Source organism: Acidobacteriota bacterium, from assembly GCA_022340665.1.
Lineage (GTDB): Bacteria > Acidobacteriota > Thermoanaerobaculia > Thermoanaerobaculales > Sulfomarinibacteraceae > Sulfomarinibacter.
Genome location: JAJDNM010000029.1, coordinates 13,440 through 33,490, shown reverse-complemented (window position 1 = coordinate 33,490; position 20,051 = coordinate 13,440). Strand labels below are relative to the sequence as shown.

The window sequence follows — 20,051 nt, the reverse complement described above, 5'->3', positions numbered from 1 at the left end:
TGACAAACTCATTGCCAAGATCGATTGATTTGCCGTCAAGCCGTCAAGCCGTCAAGCCGTCAAGCCGTCAAGCCGTCAAGCCGTCAAGCCGTCTGGCCGTTTGGCTTTCTCTGCCGCAACGCGGTATTTTGCCGCGGTCGGACTTTCCATCAGTTGAGCACATGCGATAATTTGCCTCGATAGGAAGGGGGTGGATTTCCATGCAAACACCCGATCCGATTCGCTGTACCTACTGCGACACGATCCAGGGATGGTCGGCCGAACAAACCGATCGTACGATGATGGGCGAAGTCCATACGTGTCCGAGTTGCGGCCAGACGACCCACACCTGGGATGACCGCACGAGCCACCAACTCGAGGCCGAAACAGGCATGAGCTGGGTCGAGACGGAACCACTTTATTAGATCGGAAAGCTCGACCGGCAAGAAAACCGGACTTGCAGATTTTACTCGAACGGCAGCTCGATTGATCGAACGACGTGGAAGTGGATGTGATCGTCGGCCGGCGCCGACTCGCCGAATACCCGTTCGAGTCGCGGTGAAATCTCCTCCGGATCGTCAACCGCCACAACGACCCGAAGGCGGTTGAAACAGCCGGTGGTTCGGTCGACCATGGCCGCCGCGATGACTGCCGGCAGAGCTTCGTCGGCACGACCGTTCGGGCCGACGACTTCGAGCACATAGACCAGGAGCCGCCCTCCGACATCGATCCTCGAAATTCGGATGTCCTCCTCTTGATCGAACTCAGTGTGAGTGCACTCGATCCACTCCAAGACGTCATCCGGACAACCGCATCCGAGAGTCGATCGGATGAACGTGCGCAGGCGGGCGATCTCGCTGGTCACTCCATCAATTGTAGCTCGCCGACGAAGAGCTCGTGCACCGGAATCGACGCCGGGCGTGGTGGACGTGGCATGAGGGAATTTGCGATCATCGAATTTCAGGATGTGTCGTGCATCAGCCTGGAGACGAGCGGTTTGTGGACGAAATCACGCCGCGGGTAGGAGAATTAATGCGACAATAGGGTGGCGCCAGGCACGGGCGAGACTCATGATGCGCCGACATCGGATCGAGTTCGTGTCAATGACGGGATGGGCTGCCGGTCGGATCGGCGGCGTAGTGGAGGAAGTGTGGAGCCCAAAAACACGAAGGTGTTGGCTGCTGGCATCGATCGTGTGACATTCGAGCAGCTGGCACCAGTGATGCAGCGCGACGCCGTGGAGGTCGATTGGGTGGCAACGCCCGAGGAAGGGGTCGACCTCGCATCCGGGAACCGGTACGACGTCATCATCATGGATGCTGCGGTGCCAGCCGACTGGCCGCTTGAACTGGTAGTGAAGTCGTTCAGGGCCAAGTCTTCGACCAGCCGCACAGCGGCGATTCTTGTCCTGGCTGAACCAGATCAGGTCGACGTGGCGCGCGCTCTGAGAAGCCGAGGGGTGAATCGCGTCATGCTGGCGACCGACCCTCCGGAGATCATCTGCGACCAGGTAGCAGCACTTCTCGAGGTCGCGCCTCGAGTTCACGTCCGGCTGACGACCAACGTAGAGGCCGCACTCGGTGAGGCCGGAAGAGAGTTGTTCTGCCAGACCGTTAATCTGTCGTCGACAGGCATGTTGATCAGAACTCGCCATCGACCCACGCTCGGCACCCCCGTGGAGTTCAAAATCAACCTCCCGGAAGAGCTGGGTACCATTTGTGGTCGTGGTGACGTCGTGCGCCACGCGACCAAGGCTCACGGCGGCGTCGAGGGCATCGCCATCCGTTTCGTCGACTTTGCCAACGGCGGTACCAGCCAGTTGCAGAAGTATCTCGAGGGACTGACGACCGAGCCGGATCCCGAGCCTGAGTTGGTCAATCCCCGGCTGAGGCCGAGCAAACCTTCGGTTGCCGGCTCCTCTCAAAACGGGGGAAAACGCAAGCGAGCCGCAGACGACATCATCATCGAGTATGAGTGAGCGCTCGTGAGACCGGTCCCGGTCGGCCAGTCGTTTCTGCTGGAATCGCCATTCACCACACACGAGCCTTCGGGAATGCTGAGGATCAGGACGGAATTCCGACCTCGAAAAAGATTGCCAGGTAGTGGAGCGCGCTTCCAGCCAATACAAACAGGTGCCACACGGAGTGGCCGTAGGGAAGCCGGCGCCAGCCATAGAACGCCAGCCCGAGGGTGTAGGTAACGCCACCCGCGACGATCAACACGAGTGTCCGCGCGTCGACTGCAGCGACCAGAGGTCGGATCGCGATCACCACCAGCCACCCCATCGTGATGTAGAGGGTGATTGACAACCATCGCCATCGACCGTGTGCGAACGTGTTGAGGAGAACTCCGATCGTGGCCAGAGCCCAGATCGTCGCAAACAAAGACCAGCCCCACGCACCACCCACAGCAACCAGTGCCAGCGGTGTGTAGGTCCCCGCAATGAGAAGGAAGATCGCCGAGTGGTCGAAGACGCGCATCACTTTCTTTGCCCGCTCCTCCCGAAGGGCGTGGTACAGCGTGGATGCCGCGTAGAGCAGCACCAGGGTCGAGCCGAACACGGCGCACGACGCGACTCGCAACGCCCCTCCCGTGATCGCCGCGTAGGTGACGAGGATGGCGAGGCCGCACACGCTCAACAACCAGCCCACACCGTGGCTGATGCTGTTAGCGATCTCCTCACCACGAGAGTACTGGGCTGGTGCCGGTCGGGTTGTCAATTTGGGAGCTCGTTCGTCAACCTCGACCGGCGGCATCTCCGCTGTGGTTTTGAAGATCGCCTTATCTGTTTTCACGTCGCCCCCGTCGATCGAGATGTTGGTGCGTCGATGCCCGGCGCACCACAAGAGTCTACCGCAGATGAGGCGTGCCGGTTCGCGACCCTCCGGAATCGGAGAGAAATGGGAGATCTGCCTGCTGGCGATGTCATCGGCGAAATCGGGGCGGTTCATGAGCAGCGGTGGCCCGAGTTCGATTCAATAGAGGCTTGATCGGCATCAACGGTATGATGGTAGGGAGTGCCGAAATGATGGTGAAGGCAACGTGATCGACAAGAGGTCATTGGTTCTGGTGGCCGGAATCGGCAAGGGTCCTTTCGAGTCCCTCGCGCCGGTGCTCGACCGGCAGAGGCTCGAGGTCGTGAAGGTGGAGCGACCCGAGATGTCGGTAGATCTGGCGCGCGCGAAGTCCTTCGACCTCTTGATCTTCGACGCCGTCGTCAGGGAGGGCACGCTCGGGCAGGTCGTCGAGAACCTTCGTCACGAGACGTCGGCGAGCCGCCAGGCTTCCCTTCTCGTCCTGGCGACTCAGGGAAATGTCGATCTGGCGTACGGGCTCATCGACCGTGGCGTCAATCGGGTCATGCTCCTCGAGGATCCGCCCGAGCTCATCGGTTTGCAGGTGGCGGAGTTGCTTCACATCGCTCCGAGGGCCAATTTGCGATTCTCGACCCACCTCCGGACCGCGGTGTCTGGCGATGGTGTCGAGGTTCTGGGGGAGGCCGCGAATCTCTCCGCATCCGGGATGCTGATAGAAACGAAAACCCCGTTCGAACCAGGAGAAAGGGTCACCATCACGCTTAACCTGGGCGGAACGCATGGCTCGGCCACGGCCGAGGCGCTGGTCGTCCGTCAGGCGGTCGCGGAACGCGGAGGTGTCGACGGGATCGGGGTCCAGTTCCTGAACTTCGCCGGCGATAGCAGAAAGAAGATCGATGCGGTCCTCGATCAGGCCCTGACCGACCCCGAGATCAACTGACCTTCTTGATCACCACCAGGCTCGTATCGTCTTGCGGAGACGCGAAATTCACCATCGCATCGTGGATCGCGTCGACGATCTGCCGCGGTGGCATTTCCTTGACACTTCGAATGGACTCTTCGAGGTGCCGGGGTGCGAACAAACGGTCGCCATTCGCATGCTCGGAAAGGCCGTCCGTCCCCAGCAGCAGAATGTCGCCGGTGCCCAGGAGGCTCACCTCGTTGACGTCGAATCGCATGTTGCGGGGCGATCGCGCGTCGCTTGCGCTTTCATCGATGTCCCCCTCGCTCGGGAACACGCCGATCGGGAGGACGTTTTTCATGCGCTCCGGGTCGATTTCCACCAACCTGTCGTACCTTGCCGAAAAGATGAGGGGCTTCGGATGGCCGGCTGAAATGAACCTGAAGGTACCGTCATCGCAGATCTCGCCGTAGATCATGGTGATGAACTTGTTGACGCTCGATGATTTGGCGAACCTGGAATTGAGGACCTCGAATAGCTTGGCAGTGACGTGCCCTTCTGTCTCGAGTTCGTAGAGAACTCCAGTGAGAAACGCCTGATGGAGCATCGCGGCCAACAAGGCGTCGGTCATTTCGTGCCCGGACACGTCCGCCACCAAAATGCCTACCTTCTCGCGGCAGCGATCGAGGTTTTCGGCAACCTCGGTGTTCCCGGTCGCGAGGGCCCTTTCGATGCGCGCATCGAGGTTGTAACGGTCTTTGAAGTCGAGGACGATGATGTGATCGCCACCCAGGATTCCGTTCAGTGGAAAGGACCGGCCGGAGATCTCGATGTTGTTCAGACCCACACTCTCCGGGATCTGGTTGACATAACTCATCATCGATTTGAAGTTCGCCAGCTCGCTTTCGAGCAGATTGACCCGCCGTTCATCTATTGTCGCTACAGACGTCATGTGTTTCTCCCTGGCCAGCGACCGACCATCGGCACGCTTCGGCCATTCGTCGTTAAACGCGCTTCGGGACCTGCCTATTCCAGTGTCCGTCGTCTATTTGCAGCACGTCGCCGAAAACCCGCCGAGCCAACCGTGAAGACACGTCAATTGGCTGAAGTGAAGACGGGGTGAACTCCGTGTTGACAATCCTTTGCAGAAATTGGGTAGAATGCGAATTCACAGATCGACAGGCGCCCAGAATATCAACCCAAAACAGGAAGTACTGGAGGATTTCACAATGAAGAAGATGCTCACGATCTGGGCATGTATTGCCGTGATTGGCGTTCTGGGGTGTTCGCGCCCCGAAACCGTGGTCGAGATCGAGCAAGAGCCTGCCGTTGATAACGTGGCCGGGAACGCCATCGCCACGGTGCGACATGACGTGATCTACGTGTGTGGATGCGGGCCCGGTTGCGACTGCAATTCCGTCAGTGCCGACAAGGGCACCTGTAGTTGCGGGAGCGAGCTCGTGGCCGCTCACGTGGTGATGGTCGAAGGTCACGACGCCAAGATCTGCACCTGTGGTAACGATTGTCGTTGCGAGATCGACGCCGAGGACACGTCGAAATGCTCGTGTGGCTCGGCGGTCAAGACGGTCAGTCTCGAGGGCAAGGGTCTGTACTTCTGCAACTGTGGGGGCTCGTGCACGTGCAACTACGTGTCCGCCGAACCCGGAACCTGCACCTGCGGTATGGAGCTGATCAGCTAGTCGGCATTATTCATGAGGTCGCGTGGCGAAGGGGGCGATGTGAGGAGGCTGCGGGACTATTCCAATCTCATCGAAACGCTCGCGGATGATCTGGTCACGCGTTCTCCCCGTTCCGCCGCCCTGGCCGAGACTGCGAAAGAGACTCTCGTCGACGGTGGCAGCCACGCGATCCGTTTGATGGAGCCGTTTGCCCCGCGGATCGTGGCCGCGCAGGGGGCACGGGTCACGGATTTGGACGGCCACGATATTCTCGATTTCTGGCAGGGCCACCTGGCCAATGTGCTCGGGCACAACCCGAAGGTCGTGACATCGGAGCTGGCCAGGGCGTTCGCAGATGGCTTCGGCCTCCAAACGGGGATGGTGGACAGCCTCCAGGGCGAAGTTGCGGAAATCCTGTGCCGTCGAACCGGCGCGGATCAGGCGCGTTTCACGACCTCGGGAACTCTGGCAAACATGTATGCGCTGATTCTCGCGCGAGCCTTTACAGGCCGTAGCCGGGTCATGAAAGTCGGTGGCGGATGGCACGGCGGACATCCCTGGGGGCTCAAAGGCGTGCATTTTCAGAGTACGGGTGACCTGGGTTTCCAGGGCGTCGAATCCGAAGGCATCCCGGCATCCCTGACCGACGAGGTCATCGTGACAACCTTCAACGATCCCGAGCGGCTGAGAGACGATTTCGCTCGCGACGGAGACGAGCTCGCCTGCTTCGTGGTCGAGCCGTTGATCGGCGCTGGGGGTGTGATTCCCGCGACGCCGGATTTCCTGAACGAAGCCCGCGATCTGACCCGGCGGCACGGTGCGGTTCTGATCCTCGACGAAATCATCACCGGCTTTCGTTTCCATGCCGCCGACCTGGGGGCGCTGTACGGGATCGAGCCCGATCTGGCGGTCTTCGGAAAGGCGATAGGAGGCGGTATGCCGGTGGCGGCCGTGGCCGGCCGGGCGGACATCATGCAATACCTCGGAAGGGAACAGCGACGCCGGGTTTTCTTCTCGGGCGGCACCTATTGCGCGCACCCGTCGTCATTACTTGCGGCCAAGACCGCCATGAACTACCTCATCGAGCACGAGGACGAGGTCTACCCGCGGCTCGGAGAACTCGGCGAGAAAATGCGCTCTGCCATGGTACGTGGCTTCATGGACGAAGGGGTTCCGGCCCGCGCTACGGGGTCGATGGACGCGCTGTCGACCGGAAGCTCGGTCGGGATGGTGCATTTCCCATATGACGAGACGACGGAGCTGGATCGGCCCGATGCGGTGCACGACCCCGTGGTCTGCGATCTCGTGCTCAGGGATCGGGTGCTCGCGTCCGCGTTGCTGCTCGAAGACGTGCACCTGGTCCTCGCCCACGGTGCGGTGTCGGCCGCTCATTCCGAACCGGACATGGAACAGCTGGAGGATGCCTGCCGTGCGGTGGCGCGCCGCGTCAAGCCGTTCCTGTAAATCCGGGAAAACAGTGCCGTACATCTGTCAGAGGTGACACTGATGAAGTCCCTGCGCGCACCGCTGGCGGTCGAGCACGGCCAACCGTGAGAAAATCATGAGATTTTCATGAACACCCCGAAAAATCCATGCAACACATTGACGACGAGGGTGAAAACCCTCGACCTATTCCTCTGGGCGGAGTCTCTGAACAGCGCGTGACGAGGCTCCGCCCCATTTCATGCGCTTCAAGACTCGAGACCCTCGCCCGAATTATTCATGAGGTCTCGTGGCGAGGGCGGGGAGGCGCCCCTGCCCAGGCTTCGCAATCCGCCCGGTTGCTACCTGGCCCTTCCATAGCTGCCGTCGCCCGGTTCGAGCTTCAGGAGCTCACGAAGGTAGGCGGGCCGCATGACCGACCGTTCGTGCATGTTTGCGAGGGAGTGAACGCGACGGAGAAGGTCCATGTTTGTGGCCAGTCGGCTGCGCCCGGAGTCGTACCAGACGTTGTCCTCGAGCCCGACCCGCACGCCGCCGCCGAGGGCGATGGCCAGGGCGTTCATCTGGAGCTGAGCGGTACTGAGGCCAGCGGCGCTCCAGAGGGTGTGCGCGGGCAGGTCGCGGATCATCAGGCCGAGATGGAGCGGGTCGGGTTGGGCCGAGGCGATGTTGCCGAGTAACAGGTTGCAGTAATGTGGCGGTTCGATCAGGCCCTTCCGCTCCAGGTATTTGGCGAAGTTGATCATGCCGAGGTCGAATGCCTCGAGCTCGGGCACAATCCCCCGGCGTTTCATCTCCTCGGCCAGCGACACCACCATCTTCGGATCGTTCACGCTCGCGTGCTGGACAAAGTTGAGCGAGGCCAGGGTCAGGCTGCCCATGTCGGGTTTGAGATCTCCGGTGAGCTGCAACGGCTCGGCCCGTTTCTCGAACTCCTTGAAGTTCCGCCCGCTGAGTGAAACGCAGAGAATCAGATCGGTCGAGAAATCGCGGATGGCCTCGATGATCGGTCCGTACACGTCAGCTCGATAGGTCGGCTGCCCGCTTTCGGGATCGCGGGCGTGAAGGTGGACCATGGTGATTCCGAGCTCGGAAGCCTGGTGAACTTCTTCCACGATTTCGTCGATGGTGACCGGGACATGGGGGGTCATTTCCTTGGTGGGAATCATGCCCGTGGGTGTGAAGTTGACGATCAGCTCCATGTTCTTCCTTTCACGGGAAGTTACCCTGCAGAGACGCACAGTGTACTCGGTCCTCGGTGGCGATGGTAATCTCGTGCGATCGAAAATTGGACCTGGACGTGCCGATGATTCGATACCAGATTCTCGGACAGAGCAATCACGCGGTTGCGATCCTGCTCGATCTCCTCAGGCAGAGGGAGGCGAGCGACCGCCCGGTTGTGGTGGACATCGTCAGCAACATCCCGCCGGAGGAAAACCACTCGCTCGCGTACGGATACGAGACGGACGGTGTCTCGACCCAAGAGGTCTGGCATGAGGACTGGCAACGGCACCCCGATGCCGGGCTTCTCATCGGCTCGATCGGCAGGGCGAGGGAGACGATCGCAGAGTTCTTTCTCGAGCGTTTCGGCATCGACGCGGAGGATTACGAAAACGCTATCCACCCGCGGGCCAACCTGCCGACCGAGATGCGACTCGGACACGGGGTCCACGTCGGTCCCGGTGCGACCGTCGCGGCACACGCCGAGCTCGGCGATTTTGTCGTGGTCAACCGCAATGCCAGCGTCGGGCACCACACCGCACTCGGGGACTTCGTGACACTCAACCCGGGGTGCCAGGTGGCCGGAGTGTGCCGGCTCGAACGCGGTGTGACGGTCGGCATTGGTGCCTCGATCGTGGACAGCGTGACGATCGGTCGCAACAGCGTTATCGGAGCCGGGTCGGTAGTGACGAAGGATGTGCCTCCCGGGGTGGTGGCCTACGGTGTGCCCGCCCGAGTGGTCCGGGGCCGCTGATGTCGGTCAACCAATCGACAACACCCCGTCTCATCGAGTTCGCCTCGTTCGGAAACTCGTCGACTGGAGTCCTCACCCTGGCGGAGCTGACGAACGATATTCCCTTCCGCGTGCGGCGGGTATTCTGGACCTGCGGCACTCCTCCCGACGTGACACGAGGGCACCACGCACACCGCCAAACCCAGACCTTGCTGCTGGCGGTGAGCGGGAGAATCGAGGTCGCAACCGAGATGGTATCCGGCCGGTTGGAAGACTTTCTGCTCGACCGGCCGGAGGTCGGCCTTTTCCTACCTCGAATGTGCTGGCGCACGATGAAGTACACCGAAGGGGCGGTGCAGCTCGCATTCGAATCAGAGGAATATCTGCCCAACGACTATATTCGGAGCCTCGAGGAGTTCCGTTCATTGCGAAGCCAGTCGGAACCGGTGTAATGCGACAAGAAACCGGAGTCGTGGCCAGGCTCAAGCGCCTTCCGCATTTTTCAGTGGTCGGGGCAGTCGTGACCTGCATCGCGACGGGCACGAACATCGTGCTGCTCAAGTTCTTCCGAACCCCGTTGATTGTGACCTGGGTGTGCGTCTACTGCTTGGCGATCAATGTGTCGTACTTCCTGAACAGCATTTTCACATTTCAGAGTGCACTGTCCGTCAAGAGAATGATTCTGTATTACGGTGTCTACCTGTCGTCGATGGGCGTCGGAGTCGTGCTGCTGAGGATCTACCGGGCGGTGTTGCCCTTCGAGAACTGGGTCCTGCCGCTGCTGGTGCTCCCGGTCACGGCGATGTGGAACTTCGGTTTCTCGTCAGCCTTCCTGAAACGGAGAGAGGTGTGATGTCGGGCACTCGATCGAAACTCACGGAGAATGAATCCGGGTTGTTGTCCATCGTCCTGCTCTCGTTCCAAAGCGAGCAACGTCTGCGGCCCGCGGTCGACGAAGTCGTCCGGACGATGGAAGCGGAGCAGATCCCGTTCGAGCTCATCATCATGGATGACGGTTCTACCGACCGGTCCTTCAATCTGGCCCGTCAGCTCGCCCGGGAAGACGCTCGCCTGCGCGCGTTCCAGCTGAGCAGGAACTACAGCAGCCCGTACTCGCAGTTCGCCGGCCTGTCGGTTGCCCGTGGCGCTTGTGTGACGTCGCTGCCGGACGACCATCAATGCCCCTTGAATGTGGTGGTCGAAATGTACCGTTCGTGGGAGCAGGGCAACAAGGTCATCGTGGCCCACCGCCGGTCTCGCGACGACGGCCGGTTGAACGATTTCTTCTCCAGCCTCTACTGGGGCGTCATGAACCAGTTTTCGGATGTCGCCTTCCCACCTGGGGGGTCCGATCGCTTTCTGGCCGACAGGGAGGTGGTGGACATTCTCAACTCGAAGATCCACCCGATCAACACCACGCCGGTGCTCGAGGTCCTGCGGCTCGGGTTCTCACCCGTCTTCCTCGCATACGACAGGCCGGCTCCGCCCGGACCATCGAGATGGACCCTGCGCAAGAAAGTTCGCATGGCGGCCGCGACTTTCTTCGGATCGTCCTCCTACCCGCTGAGGCTGATCACCGTGCTCGGGTTGGGCATCTTCGTCTCCTGTCTCTTCTTGGTTGTTCTCATCGCCTGGGCGAGGATCTTCGCCGATTCGAGCCTCTTCGGTTTCCAGACCCACGGCTGGGCGACGACGATCATCGTCATGATGATGTTCAACGGATTGATCCTCCTCAGCATCGGGATCGTGGCCGAGTACATCTGGCGGATCCACGAGGAGGTCAAGGGAAGACCCGGTTTCGTGATCCGTGAGGTGGAAGACGAAAGGAAGCCCGACGACGCGGTGAAAACAGACGGTTCATGATGCGGGTCCCGTTTCACTCCCTGGATATTCTCCACGATCAGCTGGAGGAGGAGGTGAGCGCCTTCTTTAAATCCTTTTACGACTCGCGGAGGTATGTCCTGGGGGAGAGGGTCGAGGAATTCGAACAGGCCTACGCCCGCTCGAGCGGAACCCGATACTGCGTTGGAGTGGCGAATGGCCTCGACGCCCTCTACCTGGCCCTCGAGGCGCTCGGGATTGGCGAGGGTGATGAAGTCATCGTACCCTCGAACACCTACATCGCGACCTGGATGGCCGTGTCACGCACCGGCGCCGTCGTGATCCCGGTGGAGCCCGATCCGCGGACCTTCAACATCGACCCCACACGCATCGAGGAGGCCGTCACCGACCGAACCAGGGCCGTTGTCCCGGTACATCTCTACGGCCAACCCTGCGATATGAATGCCGTTTCCGAGGTCGCTGATCGGCACCGGTTCGTCGTGGTCGAGGACAACGCGCAGGCGCAGGGAGCCGTTTGTAGCGGCAGGCCGACCGGCAGCATCGGCCGCATCAGCGCGACAAGCTTCTACCCGACGAAAAACCTCGGTGCCCTGGGAGATGCCGGTGCGGTGACGACCGACGACCCGGCCCTGGCAGAACACGTGCGATCGATGGGCAACTACGGATCGGGCGAGAAGAACCGTCACCATCTGATCGGCGTCAACTCGCGGTTGGACGAGCTTCAGGCCGGCATCCTTGGCATCAAGCTCCGTTACATCGGGCGGTGGATCGAGGAGCGGCGGCGGATTGCGGCGTGGTACCGGGAAGACCTCGAGGACGTGGACGGACTGCTCCCGCCATTCGTCGGCCCCGGGTTCGACCACGTCTACCACCTGTACGTGGTGCGGACACGGCGTCGCGACGAGCTCCGGGAGCATCTCGAGCAGCATGGCATCGAGACGATGGTTCACTACCCGGTGCCCCCGCACCTCCAGCAAGCCTACGCCGGCCTCGGCTTCGCCAGCGGCAGCTTTCCGATCGCGGAAGAGTTGGCGGAGACCTCCCTCTCTCTGCCGATTTTCGTCGGCATCACCCGGGAGCAGGTGCGGGCGGTGACGACCAGGATCGCAGAGTTCTTCGGCAAAGGCTGAAGAGACCGGCATGATCGTCGATCCGCCCTCTGCCACCAATCGGCGAACGCTTCGCTGGGTGCGTGGTGTCGCCCTGCTGCTTGCCGCCTTCGGCTGCTGGATCCGCTTCGATGGATTGGGCTCGAAAGTCGTCTGGTGGGACGAAACACACACCGGCCGCGCAATCGCCGGCAGTTTCTGGGGTGAGATCATCGAGGATGTTTTCGATGGCGAGGTACACACCAGGGACGAGATACTGGTTCACCAGTTCCCCCGGGATGATCGGTCGGTCGTCGACACGATCTACGTGCTGGTGTGGGAGGACCCGAGACAAACGCCTCTCTATTTCGTCCTCGCTCGAGCCTGGGTGAAGATGCTCGGCTCCTCGGAGGCCATTCTGAGGGGATTCTCGGCATTTCTCGGCATCCTCGGCCTGCCGCTCGTATTCCTCCTGAGCCGGGAGCTCTTCGGACGATCCCTCGAGGGTTGGATCACCGTCGGCCTGATCGCGGTATCGCCGCTGCATTTCGTGTATGCCCAGGAGGCCAGGCAGTACATCCTCTGGGTTGATCTCGTGATCCTCTCGAGTTGGTTGCTGCTGGTCGCCTCACGACGCACGCGGGAACGAGACCGGCCGGCGTGGCTATGGTGGATCCTCTACACCGGCGCTCTCGGCCTCACCCTTATCACCCACCTGCTGACAGTGTTTATTATGGCAGCGCATTTTCTCTTCGCTGTCATCAGCGAGAAGTTCCGCCTTTCGTCGGTCGTCAAGCTGACCGCGGCTGCCCTCGTGCTTGTTTCCCTGCTCTTTTCGCGTTGGGCGTGGTCGATCTTCCTCGATTCCAGGGATCGACCCTGGGTCGTGTGGGCCGCCACCGACGTGCCGTTCTGGGGTTGGCTCCGACGGGTCGCCGGATCCATCGCCAGGACCTTCGTCGATCTCCCGGACAACATCGTGAACGCGGGATTCTCCTCCCGGGTGCTGATCGTCTTCGTACTGCTGTTCGTGCTGGCGAGCGTCGCCGTGCTGATCAGATTTGCGCCGCAGCGGGCGCGCCTGTTCGTGGTTCTCCTGGGCCTCTCGTGCTGGCTGCCGATGATCGTCGTCGATCTGTCTTCCGGAGGGTGGCGGGCGGCGGTCAGTCGGTACCACCTGCCGACGACATTCGCGCTGGAGCTCTGCGCTGCGTTCGCGATCGCTTACCTTCTATCCAACAAACAACGGGCAATTCGCCTCGGAGCCGCAGTGACGGCGGCGTTCGTGCTCGGCTGCGGCATCTATTCGAACAGCTTCTACCGGCAGTCCGAGACCTGGTGGAACAAATTCTCTGGGCGCGACCTGCTCACAACTGCGAAATTGGTCGATCGCTACTCGTCGCCGCTGGTGGTTACCAGCATGGACGACCCAATGGGCATGTTCACGTCGTTGGCTTTCGCCCACGCGGCGAGCGATCGGACGGGCATTCAGATCGTCGTCGAGCCAGAGATGCCGGTGATTCCGCGCGAGTACGAGAATGTGTTCGTATGGAGAGTCTCGGACGATATGCTGAACCGCCTTGCCGATAGCGGATGGGTTTTGCAGCAGCTCGCCGCCCCGGATCTCTATCGACTGAAACGTCCGAAGGTGGAAGGTGACTCGTGATCTGTGGTTTCTTCGCCGGTGCGCTTCTTTGATGCCAATAGATTTCTCCGCTCGCTCACGATGTTCGTTCGGTCGAAATGACGAGGGCGGCGATGCTGAATGTCGCTCGGTCGAAATACCGGTGATGAAAACTGTTCCGCTCACTCGCTCAGGTTGATGGATGGCGTTCCAGCTCGGGTTGAATTTGACCCCTGAGGGAAGGACTGTGTGCTCTCAGGGGACCCTGCTTGACCACGGTGCGGTGTTTCCCAGCTCGAAGCCATCGCCGAACAGCACGTCGATGGTGGCAACGACCGTCTCGCTCACCGTGTCGATCACCGAAATGGTTCCGTCGTTGGCGTTGTACACATAGGCTCTTGCTGCCCCGTCGTGGATCGTCAGAGTGAGCGGGCCGTCGCCGACCGGGATGGCCGCCGGGTGCACGTTGTGAGTGGCGAGATCGAAGACCGAGACGGTGTCGTCGCCCTCGTTGGTGACCAAGGCCTTGCCCCGCGGGAGGTCGAGCGCGATCCACTGAGGCATTTCGCCGACCGCTACCGTGCCGATCACGGTGAGGTCCGTCGCTGCGGTGTCGATGATCTTCACGTCGTCGGCGTCCAAGCGGGTCACATAGAGACGGTCGGTTGATTCGTTCAGCGCGATGCCGTGCGGCAGGCTGCTCATGGCGAGCGTCCGGAGAACCGCCCCGGTGCCGGTGTCGACCTCGATGATGCCGTCCTCGAAATCCGTCACGTAGGCGACGTCGTCAGCCGCGGAGACGGCGATGTTCTGGGTCCGGGTGCCGACCATGAAGGTGTCGATCTCGGACTTCGAGTCGGCATCGATCACGTGCAGGTCGGTACCCCAGGCGCCGTTGCTGAAATCCAGCGCGAAAACCCGTTGCGCCGCCTCGTCCACGCCGATAGTCGCTGGAGGGGAGGCGAGGGTGATGGTGTCGTCGATGCCGTGACCAGTCGTTTCGATGACCGTCACTGTGCTGTCGGTCAGATCCGCCACGAAGGCCCGGCTGAGTGATGCCACCACGCCGATCTCGGCCGGATTCGAGCCCGTCCGAACGAAGGCGATCAGCTGATCGGTGTTCGCGTCGATGACCGCGACCATGCCTTCCAGAATCCTCGACACGTAGACGGTCGATGGTGTCACGGCGGCCTCGGCGCCGTCGGATGCCACGGCTGCCGCGGCGAGGCAGGTCACGCAGAGGATCCTAAAGGCGACAACCAGACGGCGATTCTGATTCATGAGCTCGTCCCATCCATTGTGGTCATCCTGAGAATGCTGAATTCCACGGTAGACATGCCCTGACGTGAAGTCAATCGACCCGGGGCTCACCTGCACCTGTCGATGATCCGGCGCTCGAGCTTTCGCGGGTCGTTGATCGTGGCGTAGAACGAGTCGATGTACTTCAGAGCTCGTTTCCTTACCTTGGGGTCCGGGAGCCCTTGGTTGGTGAAAAGCCTCTCGAGCTCGGATCTCTTCTCGTTGAAGGAGGTGATGGCGGCGGGAAGGAACTCGTTGCTCGCGCAGAATCCCCGGTACGTCCTCTGGGTGACGCTCCGGATCGGCAGGGACGCGTCTGGCAGGGCGTACGGCGCGTCCACCAGACCAGAGTGGTCGAAATCGAACGGCAGCAGGGTATTGAAGCGGTCGGCGTCAGAGCCGAGCACGGCCACGTTGTGGCAACAGCGCCTGCCCACGGGGCCCTCAACTGCCGACCAATCGGTGTTGCCGATCATGTACTGAAAGAGGGCGAACCGCGCGAGCCGGGAGAGTTCCAGGGTGTCGACCGGTTGTGACTCGATATCGAGCCACTCCATCCGGTACCGTTCGGCGACTGCACCGATGTCCTCGACGAAGAAGGAGAGGCTGGTTTGCTCGGATGCCGCGCTTTCGGAATCGAGGAAGTGCGTCTCCACCAGGCGCACCCGCAACGCCGGTTCCTCGATCACCGCGTAGCTCCTGTAGGCCAGGTACTCGAGCAGGATGAACCTGTCCCAGGCGGATCCGTGGTGACACGGCGTCACCAGCCGCACGGTGCGCAAGCCCTGAAACGGGGTGCCGCGAGCCTGCATCTCGTCGGGCTCGATCTTGAGGAGGGGTAGGTCGCACTCCTCGAGCCGGCTGAGTCCGTACTTGGAGAAGACGATTGGAATCGTCGTCCCGTCGCCCAGCTCCATCTGGCCTGGCACCACGGTGCCGGCCGACGCGGAGCGGACGAGGCGATTCAGCGGTCCGCGAATGGTGAGCTCGAAGAATTCTTCGCTGTCAAAAAGCGATTGCACCGCCGACGCGGGCAGGGTCGAGAAGATGAGCACCGCGAGCGCCAGAGCCGCCCCGGCACGGGCGCTTCCACGCCTCACCGAAAAACTGCTTTGCCTCGCCATGGATCCCTGGCCCGATTGTATCGGTGCTGACTTCGGCAGAAAAGTCCTCAGGCGAGTCGGCGAGTTTCCGAGGAGGGCTTCACTCCTCCCCGGCAAAGCGTTGTACGCGGGCCGCCTTGCTCGTCAGGAAAGACATCATGGCCGGCACGACGAACAGGGTCAGCAAGGTTCCGACGAACAGTCCGCCGATCACCGCGACTCCCATCGGGATGCGGCTCTCCGCGCCGGCGCCGAGGCCGAGCGCAATCGGCAGAATGCCGAGCACGGTCGAAAAGCTGGTCATCAGTACTGGCCGGAAGCGGGCCGTCGCCCCTTCGATGATCGCCTCGGTCACGGGCACGCCGGCCGCCTTGCGCTGGTTGGCGAACTCGACGATCAGGATGCCGTTCTTGGTTACCAGGCCGATCAACATGATCATCCCGATCTGGCTGAATATGTTGATCGTCTGGTTGAAGTACCAGAGCGCGAAGAGGGCACCGGCGAGCGCCAGCGGCACGGTGAACATGATGATCATGGGGTCGCGGAAGCTCTCGAACTGTGCGGCCAGGACCAGGTAGATCAACACCAGCGCCAACACGAATACGAAGAGCAGGCTGCTGGCACTCTCGGCGAAATCTCTCGATTGACCGGCGAGGGTGGTCGCGAAGGTCTCGTCAAGCACCTCATCCGCGATGCGATCCATCGCATCGATTCCGTCGCCAATTGTCGCCCCGGGCGCCAGCGCGGCCGACACCGTCGCAGACTCGTATCGGTCGAAACGGTAGATCTGCGGCGGGCTGCTGGTCTCCTCGATCCGCACCAGCTTGTCGAGCAGAACCGGAGGCCCACCCTCGGTGGTGACGTACAGGTTGCGGAGATCAACCGTCTCGTCGCGGGCGTCGCGCATCACCTGTCCGATGACCTCGTACTGCTTGCCGTCCATCACGAAGTAACCGAGCCTCTGCTCGCTGAGAGCGAGCTGCAGGGTCTGAGCGATGCGAAGCGCCGAGATGCCGAGGTCCTGTGCCCGTTCTCTGTCGATCGTGACTCGGAGCTCCGGCTTGTCGAACTTGAGGTTGACGTCGACGTAGGTGAAGGTCGGATCGGCTGCTGCAGTGGCGAGGAACGGAGGCAGGGCCTCTTGTAGCTTCTCCATGTTCGGCGCCTGGATCACGAATTGGACGGGCAGGCCCCGACGCCTTCCAACGGCGATCGTCGGCGGCTGTGTAATGTAGGTCTGCGCCTCCGTCAGGTACCCGACCTGGACTGCGAGGGCGTCGGCGATCTCTTGCTGCGTCCGTTCGCGTTCGTCCGGTTCTACAAGGCGGATTCGGCCGAAACCGGAATTGACCGCGGAGGAGGCGCCGAAACCGGGCGAGGTAATGCTGATGATGTTGTCAGCCTCCGGGACCTCTTCGGCGATCAGGTTGCCGAGCCGGTCCATGAAACGGTCCATATAGGCGAAGGTGGCGCCTTCCGGGCCACGAACCGAGATGCTGATCTCGGAACGATCTTCAAGCGGCGCCAGCTCGCGCGGCAGTATCTGGAGAAACAGGGCTGATACACCCAAGCACAACAGGATGATCGGAATCGCCAACCAGCGCCGATCGAGCAGGGCTGTCAGTCGATGTCTGTAGTTGGTGACCAGGCCCCGGAAAAACGGTTCGGTAGATCTGTAGAGCCAGGGCTGACGCGAGCGTTTCTTGAGCAGGCGAGTCGCCAGCATCGGTGTCAACGTCAGGGCGACGAACGAGGAAATGATGACCGCTCCGGCGAGGGTCAGCCCGAACTCGCGAAACAGCCGGCCGACAAGGCCGCCGAGAAACATGATAGGCATGAACACCGAAACCAGCGCGACGGTCGTCGCCACCACCGCGAAGAAGATCTCCTTGGTGCCCTCGACGCCGGCGCTGAACGGCTCGTGGCCGGCCTCGATCTTGGCGTAAATGACCTCCACAACGACGATCGCGTCGTCCACCACCAGACCTATCGCCAGCACCATCGCCAGGAGAGTCAGCACGTTGAGTGAAAACCCGGCCACGTACATGACGAAGAACGACCCGATCAACGACACCGGGATGACGACAACCGGTATCAGGGTTGTCCGCCAATCACGGAGAAAGAAGAAAATTACGAGCATCACCAGGCCGAATGCGATGAAAATGGTCTGCTGGACCTCTGCCACCGACTTTCGGATGTAGCGGCTGGCATCGAATGCCCACGAGACCTCGATATCCGAAGGCAGTGATTTTTGAATAATCTCGACCCGCCGCTTGAACTCGTCAGCAATCGCGACGTAGTTGGCGCCAGGCTGCGGGCGGACGACGACGATGACCATCGGGATGCCATCCCGCTTCAACACGGTCCGTTCGTTGCGCGGGCCGAGCTCGGCGTGGCCGACGTCCCGCAGGCGCACGATGCGGTCGCCCTCGCTCTTGAGGATGAGATCGTTGAAGGCCTCGGGCGTGTCGAGGCGGCTCATGGTCCGCACCGGAAGCTCGACCTCGACCCCTTCGATACGGCCGGAGGGCAGCTCGACGTTTTCGCGCGCCACCGCGTTGCGCACGTCGATCGGCGACAGGCGATACGCGGCGAGCTTGTTGGGATCGAGCCACAACCGCATGGCGTAGGTCTTCTCGCCCCAGACGTCGACGCTCGCGACGTTGGGGATCGTCTGCAAACGTTCGACGAAGGCGTCCTGAGCGATGCGCCCGAGCTCGAGCAGGTTGCGTTGATCGCTTTGCACGCTGACGCCGGCGATCGGGCGCGCATCTGCATCCGCCTTGCGAACGATCGGGGGCTCGGCGTCGGGCGGCAGATCCCGCGCGGCGCGCGACACCTGGTCGCGGACGTCGTTGGCGGCTCTTTCGAGGTCGATCCCCAGATCGAACTCAGCCTGAACCGTGCTGCGTCCGTCTCGGCTGGTCGAGGTCAGGGTGCGGATGCCGTCCACTCCGTTGACGGCCGCTTCGATCGGCTCGGTGATCTGGCTCTCGATGACGTCGGCCGAAGCACCGCGGTACGAGGTGGAGACCGATATATTCGGTGGATCGAGGGACGGATACTCGCGTACACCGAGGAAGGAGAAGCCGAGCAATCCGAAGAGAACGATCGTGATCGACATCACGATTGCCAGCACCGGGCGGCGGATGCTGAGGGTGTAGAGCGTCATGGTGACGAACCGGTTTCGGTCTCGACCTCGTCGATCTCGACCTCGGCTCCGGGTTGCAGCTGCAGGAGGCCGGTCGTGATCACGATGTCTCCCTCGACCAGGCCGCTGGTTACCTGAACCTCGTCGTGCGAGCGTATACCCGTCTCGATGGACCGCGGCTGGGCCAACCCATCCTCGTAAACGAAGACCTTCTTGCCGCCGAGCTCGGGTATGACCGCGATCGATGGCACCGTCAAAGCATCCGCGACCGAGCGCAGCACCAGGTCGACGTTGGCGAATGCACCCGGGACCAGCGTGCCGTCGCTGTTGGGACATCGCGCACGCACCCGAAGCGATCGGGTCGAGGCGTCGATACCCGGCTCGACCGCGTAAATCGTTCCTTGAAACGTACGGTTGGAGCCCTCGACAGCAAACGAAATCCCGTCACCCACCTTCATCAGCGCGGAGTACTTCTCGGGCACGGTGAAGTCGAGCTTGACGGGATCCAGGTCCTTGAGCGAAGCGATGCGGGTCTGCGGGGAGAGGAAACTACCCGGGCTGACCCATCTCAGACCGATGATGCCGTTGAACGGAGCACGGATCTCCGTCTTGAGAAGCTGGGCCTCGATGAGCTGGAGCTCGGCCCGCAGGACATTCAGCTCGCCGAGGGCCACATCGTAGGATTCCCTCGAGATGACCCCGTCGTCGAGCAGCTGCTTCTGCCTGGCTTCGTCGCGTTCCGCCAGCTCGACCCGGTACAGCGCCCGCTGGCGTTCGGCGAGCAGCTCTGAATCGTCGATCTTCAGCAGCAGCTGACCTTCCGCGACCCGAGACCCCTCCTCGAACTGGATGCTCGAGACCTTGCCCGAGATCTCGCTGACGATCTCGACCTCCTCGTTGGCGCGCACGGTTCCGGTCGTCGAGAGCCGCTCGGTGAGCTCGGTCGGTTCCACTCTGTAGGCCCTGACACGCAGGGCCGCGTCGGTGGTCGAGACCTCGCCGGGTGTGGAGGAGGTGCGGCGAAGATCCAGCAGCTTCGGTGCCGCGATGACCGCGGCAATCGCCAACGCTACCAAAACTCCGGCGGCTCGACGTGGAATTGAAATCATGACGGTCTCCGATCCCTCTGGTCCCTTCACGGTCTCGACCGAAAGATCTTTATACCACGTGGT

Annotated in this window: 19 protein-coding genes; 11 read left to right on the top strand and 8 right to left on the bottom strand. The window is 61.7% G+C overall.

Translation table 11 applies throughout. The annotated features are described in order from the left end of the window. Nucleotides 1–200: 200 nt before the first annotated feature. On the top strand, nt 201–404 hold the full coding sequence (locus LJE93_04345; GenBank protein ID MCG6948133.1) for a hypothetical protein: 204 nt from the start codon (nt 201–203) through the stop codon (nt 402–404). Nucleotides 405–445: 41 nt separating this feature from the next. Here the strand turns inward: LJE93_04345 and LJE93_04340 are convergent, their stop codons facing one another. Next, nucleotides 446–844 carry a hypothetical protein gene (locus LJE93_04340; protein ID MCG6948132.1) on the bottom strand — a complete coding sequence of 133 codons (399 nt, stop codon included), beginning with the start codon at nt 842–844 and terminating at the stop codon, nt 446–448. 285 nt (nt 845–1,129) lie between these two features. On the opposite strand from LJE93_04340, the gene LJE93_04335 reads away from it, so the two are divergent. After that, nucleotides 1,130–1,957, top strand: a complete 828-nt coding sequence (locus LJE93_04335) for a PilZ domain-containing protein (protein MCG6948131.1) — start codon at nt 1,130–1,132, stop codon at nt 1,955–1,957. Between the two features lie 85 nt (nt 1,958–2,042). On the opposite strand, the gene LJE93_04330 is transcribed toward LJE93_04335, so the two are convergent. Further along, complete coding sequence (locus tag LJE93_04330; GenBank protein ID MCG6948130.1) at nt 2,043–2,774, bottom strand: hemolysin III family protein; 732 nt, start codon at nt 2,772–2,774, stop codon at nt 2,043–2,045. Nucleotides 2,775–3,021: 247 nt separating this feature from the next. Here LJE93_04330 and LJE93_04325 point away from each other — a divergent pair, with 247 nt between their 5' ends. Next, nucleotides 3,022–3,735, top strand: coding sequence for a PilZ domain-containing protein (locus LJE93_04325; protein MCG6948129.1), 714 nt, complete (start codon nt 3,022–3,024; stop codon nt 3,733–3,735). Here the strand turns inward: LJE93_04325 and LJE93_04320 are convergent. Continuing rightward, on the bottom strand, nt 3,728–4,648 hold the full coding sequence (locus LJE93_04320; protein MCG6948128.1) for a serine/threonine-protein phosphatase: 921 nt from the start codon (nt 4,646–4,648) through the stop codon (nt 3,728–3,730). The genes LJE93_04325 and LJE93_04320 overlap by 8 nt on opposite strands. A 277-nt stretch (nt 4,649–4,925) precedes the next feature. Between LJE93_04320 and LJE93_04315 the strand changes: the two genes are divergently transcribed. Both LJE93_04315 and LJE93_04310 read left to right on the top strand, forming a co-directional pair. After that, a complete protein-coding gene (locus tag LJE93_04315) occupies nt 4,926–5,396 on the top strand; it encodes a solute carrier organic anion transporter (protein ID MCG6948127.1) in 471 nt (156 codons plus the stop codon). A 39-nt stretch (nt 5,397–5,435) separates the two neighbouring features. Next, complete coding sequence (locus LJE93_04310) at nt 5,436–6,839, top strand: aminotransferase class III-fold pyridoxal phosphate-dependent enzyme (GenBank protein MCG6948126.1); 1,404 nt, start codon at nt 5,436–5,438, stop codon at nt 6,837–6,839. Nucleotides 6,840–7,159: 320 nt separating this feature from the next. Here the strand turns inward: LJE93_04310 and LJE93_04305 are convergent, their stop codons facing one another. Further along, nucleotides 7,160–8,020 carry a 3-keto-5-aminohexanoate cleavage protein gene (locus tag LJE93_04305; protein MCG6948125.1) on the bottom strand — a complete coding sequence of 287 codons (861 nt, stop codon included), beginning with the start codon at nt 8,018–8,020 and terminating at the stop codon, nt 7,160–7,162. Nucleotides 8,021–8,124: 104 nt separating this feature from the next. Here LJE93_04305 and LJE93_04300 point away from each other — a divergent pair, with 104 nt between their 5' ends. The 6 genes from LJE93_04300 to LJE93_04275 are packed head-to-tail and all read left to right on the top strand — an operon-like array spanning nt 8,125 to nt 13,368. Further along, entirely contained in the window at nt 8,125–8,793 is a 669-nt protein-coding gene (locus LJE93_04300) for an acetyltransferase (protein ID MCG6948124.1), read from the top strand. After that, nucleotides 8,793–9,224, top strand: a complete 432-nt coding sequence (locus tag LJE93_04295) for an FdtA/QdtA family cupin domain-containing protein (GenBank protein ID MCG6948123.1) — start codon at nt 8,793–8,795, stop codon at nt 9,222–9,224. Before LJE93_04300 ends, LJE93_04295 begins: the two co-directional genes overlap by 1 nt. Further along, entirely contained in the window at nt 9,224–9,625 is a 402-nt protein-coding gene (locus tag LJE93_04290; protein MCG6948122.1) for a GtrA family protein, read from the top strand. The genes LJE93_04295 and LJE93_04290 overlap by 1 nt, the downstream gene beginning before the upstream one ends. Further along, nucleotides 9,625–10,635 (top strand): glycosyltransferase, encoded by a 1,011-nt coding sequence (locus LJE93_04285; GenBank protein MCG6948121.1) that lies wholly within the window; start codon nt 9,625–9,627, stop codon nt 10,633–10,635. The genes LJE93_04290 and LJE93_04285 overlap by 1 nt, the downstream gene beginning before the upstream one ends. Beyond that, complete coding sequence (locus LJE93_04280) at nt 10,635–11,744, top strand: DegT/DnrJ/EryC1/StrS family aminotransferase (GenBank protein MCG6948120.1); 1,110 nt, start codon at nt 10,635–10,637, stop codon at nt 11,742–11,744. Before LJE93_04285 ends, LJE93_04280 begins: the two co-directional genes overlap by 1 nt. Before the next feature lie 10 nt (nt 11,745–11,754). Next, nucleotides 11,755–13,368 (top strand): glycosyltransferase family 39 protein, encoded by a 1,614-nt coding sequence (locus tag LJE93_04275; protein MCG6948119.1) that lies wholly within the window; start codon nt 11,755–11,757, stop codon nt 13,366–13,368. A 213-nt stretch (nt 13,369–13,581) separates the two neighbouring features. Here LJE93_04275 and LJE93_04270 read toward each other — a convergent pair whose 3' ends face one another. The 4 genes from LJE93_04270 to LJE93_04255 all read right to left on the bottom strand — a co-directional run bounded on the left by LJE93_04270 (nt 13,582) and on the right by LJE93_04255 (nt 19,988). Further along, nucleotides 13,582–14,607: a YncE family protein gene (locus LJE93_04270; GenBank protein MCG6948118.1), complete on the bottom strand. Its 1,026-nt coding sequence runs from the start codon at nt 14,605–14,607 to the stop codon at nt 13,582–13,584. An 86-nt stretch (nt 14,608–14,693) separates the two neighbouring features. Further along, nucleotides 14,694–15,749 (bottom strand): hypothetical protein, encoded by a 1,056-nt coding sequence (locus LJE93_04265; GenBank protein MCG6948117.1) that lies wholly within the window; start codon nt 15,747–15,749, stop codon nt 14,694–14,696. A gap of 79 nt (nt 15,750–15,828) precedes the next feature. Beyond that, nucleotides 15,829–18,900: an efflux RND transporter permease subunit gene (locus LJE93_04260; protein MCG6948116.1), complete on the bottom strand. Its 3,072-nt coding sequence runs from the start codon at nt 18,898–18,900 to the stop codon at nt 15,829–15,831. Further along, nucleotides 18,897–19,988, bottom strand: coding sequence for an efflux RND transporter periplasmic adaptor subunit (locus tag LJE93_04255; GenBank protein MCG6948115.1), 1,092 nt, complete (start codon nt 19,986–19,988; stop codon nt 18,897–18,899). Before LJE93_04255 ends, LJE93_04260 begins: the two co-directional genes overlap by 4 nt. Between the last annotated feature and the right edge of the window lie 63 nt (nt 19,989–20,051).

Excerpts from the sequence above, each read along its gene's own strand:
- LJE93_04345 (MCG6948133.1), top strand. The coding sequence starts at position 201 with ATGCAAACACCCGATCCGATTCGCTGTACCTACTGCGACACGATCCAG.
- LJE93_04320 (MCG6948128.1), bottom strand. The coding sequence starts at position 4,648 with ATGACGTCTGTAGCGACAATAGATGAACGGCGGGTCAATCTGCTCGAA.
- LJE93_04315 (MCG6948127.1), top strand. The coding sequence starts at position 4,926 with ATGAAGAAGATGCTCACGATCTGGGCATGTATTGCCGTGATTGGCGTT.
- LJE93_04305 (MCG6948125.1), bottom strand. The coding sequence starts at position 8,020 with ATGGAGCTGATCGTCAACTTCACACCCACGGGCATGATTCCCACCAAG.
- LJE93_04300 (MCG6948124.1), top strand. The coding sequence starts at position 8,125 with ATGATTCGATACCAGATTCTCGGACAGAGCAATCACGCGGTTGCGATC.
- LJE93_04295 (MCG6948123.1), top strand. The coding sequence starts at position 8,793 with ATGTCGGTCAACCAATCGACAACACCCCGTCTCATCGAGTTCGCCTCG.
- LJE93_04290 (MCG6948122.1), top strand. The coding sequence starts at position 9,224 with ATGCGACAAGAAACCGGAGTCGTGGCCAGGCTCAAGCGCCTTCCGCAT.
- LJE93_04285 (MCG6948121.1), top strand. The coding sequence starts at position 9,625 with ATGTCGGGCACTCGATCGAAACTCACGGAGAATGAATCCGGGTTGTTG.
- LJE93_04280 (MCG6948120.1), top strand. The coding sequence starts at position 10,635 with ATGCGGGTCCCGTTTCACTCCCTGGATATTCTCCACGATCAGCTGGAG.
- LJE93_04275 (MCG6948119.1), top strand. The coding sequence starts at position 11,755 with ATGATCGTCGATCCGCCCTCTGCCACCAATCGGCGAACGCTTCGCTGG.
- LJE93_04270 (MCG6948118.1), bottom strand. The coding sequence starts at position 14,607 with ATGAATCAGAATCGCCGTCTGGTTGTCGCCTTTAGGATCCTCTGCGTG.
- LJE93_04265 (MCG6948117.1), bottom strand. The coding sequence starts at position 15,749 with ATGGCGAGGCAAAGCAGTTTTTCGGTGAGGCGTGGAAGCGCCCGTGCC.
- LJE93_04260 (MCG6948116.1), bottom strand. The coding sequence starts at position 18,900 with ATGACGCTCTACACCCTCAGCATCCGCCGCCCGGTGCTGGCAATCGTG.
- LJE93_04255 (MCG6948115.1), bottom strand. The coding sequence starts at position 19,988 with ATGATTTCAATTCCACGTCGAGCCGCCGGAGTTTTGGTAGCGTTGGCG.